Raw genomic sequence first — 3,106 nt, 5'->3', positions numbered from 1 at the left:
AGCTGTCCGAGTCGGTCGGCTTTGCGCAGTTCGACGATGTTCAGTTGCAGTTCGCGTCCGAGTCGGACCTTGGGGGTGTCGCGGTCGCGCATCTCGAAGCACCACAGCGGTAATTGTCAAGATAGTTGTCGCCTGCATCGTTGTCACACCGCTCGATCTAACGGCGTGTGTTCGATGTCACGCTCCGGGTTGAGGGAGACGACCGTGATCGGTGTCCAGTTGCGCGTCGGCCCGCTCCAGCGCTCGGGGTGTTTGCCGCTGAGCCGTTCGGGCGTCAGGCGCGGGTTGAGCAGTTTGACCTCGGTGATCGGTGGCTCGTCGCGGCGCACGACGTTGATCAGGTCGACCAGCAGGTCCGGCTCTTCGGAGAAGACGCGGAAGAAGACGTAGTCGTTCTTGGGATCGAGCAGGGTGTCGGCGGGCAAGGGAGGCATGGCGTCAGTGTGGATCGAAACCGGCGTGTCGAAGGCGCTATGGTAGCATGCGTGTCGACCGCGGCCAGATTGGAGCGATCCTGTAAGATGGACGCTTAACTGCTCACACTGACCACAGTCCGTCCTGCCATGACCCAACACCATCCCCACGACACCGGCTACCGGGAGCTGTTCAGCCATCCGGAGTTCATCCAGCAGTTGCTCGAAGGCTTTGCGCCGGCGGAGATCGTGCAGATGATGGATTTCAGCACTCTGACCAATCATAGCGGCCACTACATCACGCCGCTGTTCGAAGAGAAGATCGAGGATGTGGTCTGGTCGGTGGAGGTGCAGTGGCGGAGTGTGCGGCGGCGGGTGTTCGTGTATTTGCTGCTGGAGTTTCAGTCGCGGGTCGATGCGCGGATGTCGATCCGGATGCTGCATTATGTGGCCTGTTTCTATGATCATCTGCTCAAGACCGGGGTGACGACGCTGCGTCGGGGGTTGCCGCCGATTCTGCCGATCGTGCTCTACAACGGGGGGCGGCGCTGGTCGGCGGCGACGGATGTGTGTGACCTGATCCGTCCGAAGCCGCCGGCGTTCTGGGATCCGTATCAGCCGCATCTGCGCTATTACTTGATCGACGAGGGGGCCTATGCGCCGGAGCAGTTGGCGGCGATCGGCAGTGCGTTGAGCGGGGTGTTCGAGATCGAGACGGCGGCGAGCGATCACCGGGCGTTGCAGGCGGCGGTCGAGCGGCTGGCGGTGAGTCTGCGCCGTGATCCGAATCGCGAGCGGTTGGATCGGCTGATCACGCGCTGGCTGAAGCGGCATTTGCAGCGTCTGGGGGCGGCGGTGGATCTGGAGCGCATTCATTCCTTGGTGGAGGATCAGTCGATGTTGGCGGAGAACCTGGAGCACTGGGCGCGGCGTGAGCGCGAGGCGGGGCGTCTGGAAGGGCGTGAGGCGGGGCGTCTGGAGGGGCGTGAGGAAGGGCGCGTGGAAGGCGAGCAGCTTGGAGCAGAAAAGACGCGCTTGGAAACGGCCCGCAATCTCCTCAAGCTCGGCGTGCTCAGTGATGTGCAGATTGCGCAGGTGACGGGGTTGAGCGGTGAGCAGGTGCGAGCGTTGCGCGAGGCCGATCAGCACTGAGCGAGACCGCTCGGTTGGTTGCGCCGGGCCGGCTCCGGATCTGCGCCGATCCGTTCCGGGCGATCGTTGCGCTAGGCGACAGCGGCGGCGTCTCACCAGACGGCTGGGTTGAATCCGCCGGGGTTGCGTACTTCGATCCGGTCGCCGTTTTGGCACAGGACGTAGAGGCCGCGCGCCATGGCGTATTCGGCGACGTTCTCGGTGACAACCATCCCGGCGACGGCGCCCATGAGGCGATGATCTTTAATACAGCGGCAGGACGCGCTTGAGCTTTTCAAGCCGTGTCAGGTGGCGGTCGATGTGTTCTTAGTCGTAGTTCGTGTCGAAGGCGGACCGTTGGTTGCGTGATTTGGGAAACCAGCTAGTATCAAATCCTTACCTCCCTACTTTTGGATGTCGTCATGTTAGCCAAGCGCACGAGCAAGAATCAAATCACCTTGCCCAAAGCCATCGTTCAGACCGTCGGTGAGGCTGACTACTATGATGTCACCGTTCAGGACGGCAAGATCGTGCTGACGCCGGTTCGATTGCAGCAAGCGGATGTTGTACGGGCCAAGCTGGAAGAGCTGGGGATCACGCCGGACGACGTGAACGAGGCCGTTGCTTGGGCGCGAAAGCATGCATGAGACTCCCCGTGTCGTCCTCGACACGAACTGCCTGGTTTCAGCACTGATCTTCTCGCGGGGCCGGTTCGCCTGGCTGCGAGCCGCCTGGCAGTCCAAGCGATTCGTGGCGCTTGCCAGCCACGACACGGTCAGCGAACTGCTGCGTGTCCTGAGCTATCCGAAATTCAAACTCAACCGCCAAGAGCAGGAAGGCCTACTGGCTGAATTTCTGCCTTACGTCGAGACGGTGAAGGTCGAACATCCGCCGGATGGCCTACCCGACATTTGCGATGCCGACGATGTCATGTTTCTCGTACTCGCCGCCGTTGCGAGGGCGGATGCCCTGGTCAGTGGCGATAGCGACATTCAGGCGGTCAGAGAGCAGTTTCACATTCCCATTCTCACGGTGGCCGAGTTTGCCGATTGGCTGCAACGGCATTGATGTATGCCTTTTTCGTGTATATCCGAATATTCATGCAGCGGCAGCCGGCGGTCAGTGTCCGAACCTGTTTGAACTGCTCAAGCTCGGCGTGCTCAGTGATGCGCAGATTGCGCAGGTGACGGGTCTGAGCGGTGAGCAGGTGCGGGCGTTGCGCGAGGCCGATCAGCACTGATCTGGCCGGGTTGGGGTCGCTCAAGGCGTCCGGCTTGCGCGCAAGGCTTCGATTTGGGCCAGGCTCAGTCCGGTGGCCTGGGCCATCTGCACATTGTTGAGCAGGCCGATGCCACCGGATTGAAGCGGCCCGGTATGATAGGACGCCTGAGCGATTACACCCGACCACGGCCCGACCTGCCATGACCCAACACCATCCCCACGATACCGGCTACCGGGAGCTGTTCAGCCATCCGGAGTTCGTGCAGCAACTGCTCGAAGGCTTCGCGCCGGCGGAAGTGGTGGAGATGATGGATTTCAGCACCCTGACCAATCATAGCGGG

6 protein-coding genes are annotated in these 3,106 nt (G+C 61.7%); 4 read left to right on the top strand and 2 right to left on the bottom strand.

Going from position 1 to position 3,106, the window contains the following annotated elements; all coding sequences use genetic code 11:
• Positions 1-143: 143 nt before the first annotated feature.
• Positions 144-434: a hypothetical protein gene (locus tag HW932_RS21380; RefSeq protein WP_176978472.1), complete on the bottom strand. Its 291-nt coding sequence runs from the start codon at positions 432-434 to the stop codon at positions 144-146.
• A 129-nt stretch (positions 435-563) separates the two neighbouring features.
• Here HW932_RS21380 and HW932_RS21375 point away from each other — a divergent pair, with 129 nt between their 5' ends.
• A complete protein-coding gene (locus HW932_RS21375; RefSeq protein WP_176978471.1) occupies positions 564-1,565 on the top strand; it encodes an Rpn family recombination-promoting nuclease/putative transposase in 1,002 nt (333 codons plus the stop codon).
• 92 nt (positions 1,566-1,657) lie between these two features.
• Here HW932_RS21375 and HW932_RS21370 read toward each other — a convergent pair whose 3' ends face one another.
• Complete coding sequence (locus HW932_RS21370) at positions 1,658-1,795, bottom strand: hypothetical protein (RefSeq protein WP_176978470.1); 138 nt, start codon at positions 1,793-1,795, stop codon at positions 1,658-1,660.
• A gap of 171 nt (positions 1,796-1,966) precedes the next feature.
• Between HW932_RS21370 and HW932_RS21365 the strand changes: the two genes are divergently transcribed.
• From HW932_RS21365 to HW932_RS21355, 3 genes are read left to right on the top strand one after another with little or no spacing between them, the layout of a single operon-like run.
• Positions 1,967-2,191: an AbrB/MazE/SpoVT family DNA-binding domain-containing protein gene (locus HW932_RS21365; protein WP_176978469.1), complete on the top strand. Its 225-nt coding sequence runs from the start codon at positions 1,967-1,969 to the stop codon at positions 2,189-2,191.
• Positions 2,184-2,612, top strand: coding sequence for a putative toxin-antitoxin system toxin component, PIN family (locus HW932_RS21360; protein ID WP_176978468.1), 429 nt, complete (start codon positions 2,184-2,186; stop codon positions 2,610-2,612). Before HW932_RS21365 ends, HW932_RS21360 begins: the two co-directional genes overlap by 8 nt.
• The gene (locus HW932_RS21355) at positions 2,587-2,784 is read left to right on the top strand and encodes a hypothetical protein (protein ID WP_176978467.1); all 198 of its coding nucleotides are present in this window, start codon (positions 2,587-2,589) and stop codon (positions 2,782-2,784) included. The genes HW932_RS21360 and HW932_RS21355 overlap by 26 nt, the downstream gene beginning before the upstream one ends.
• Positions 2,785-3,106 lie beyond the last annotated feature (322 nt).

Origin of the sequence: Allochromatium humboldtianum (genome assembly GCF_013385175.1) — a bacterium.
In the GTDB taxonomy this organism is placed as follows: Bacteria; Pseudomonadota; Gammaproteobacteria; order Chromatiales; family Chromatiaceae; genus Thermochromatium; species Thermochromatium humboldtianum.
This window is presented reverse-complemented; position numbering and strand designations above follow the sequence as displayed.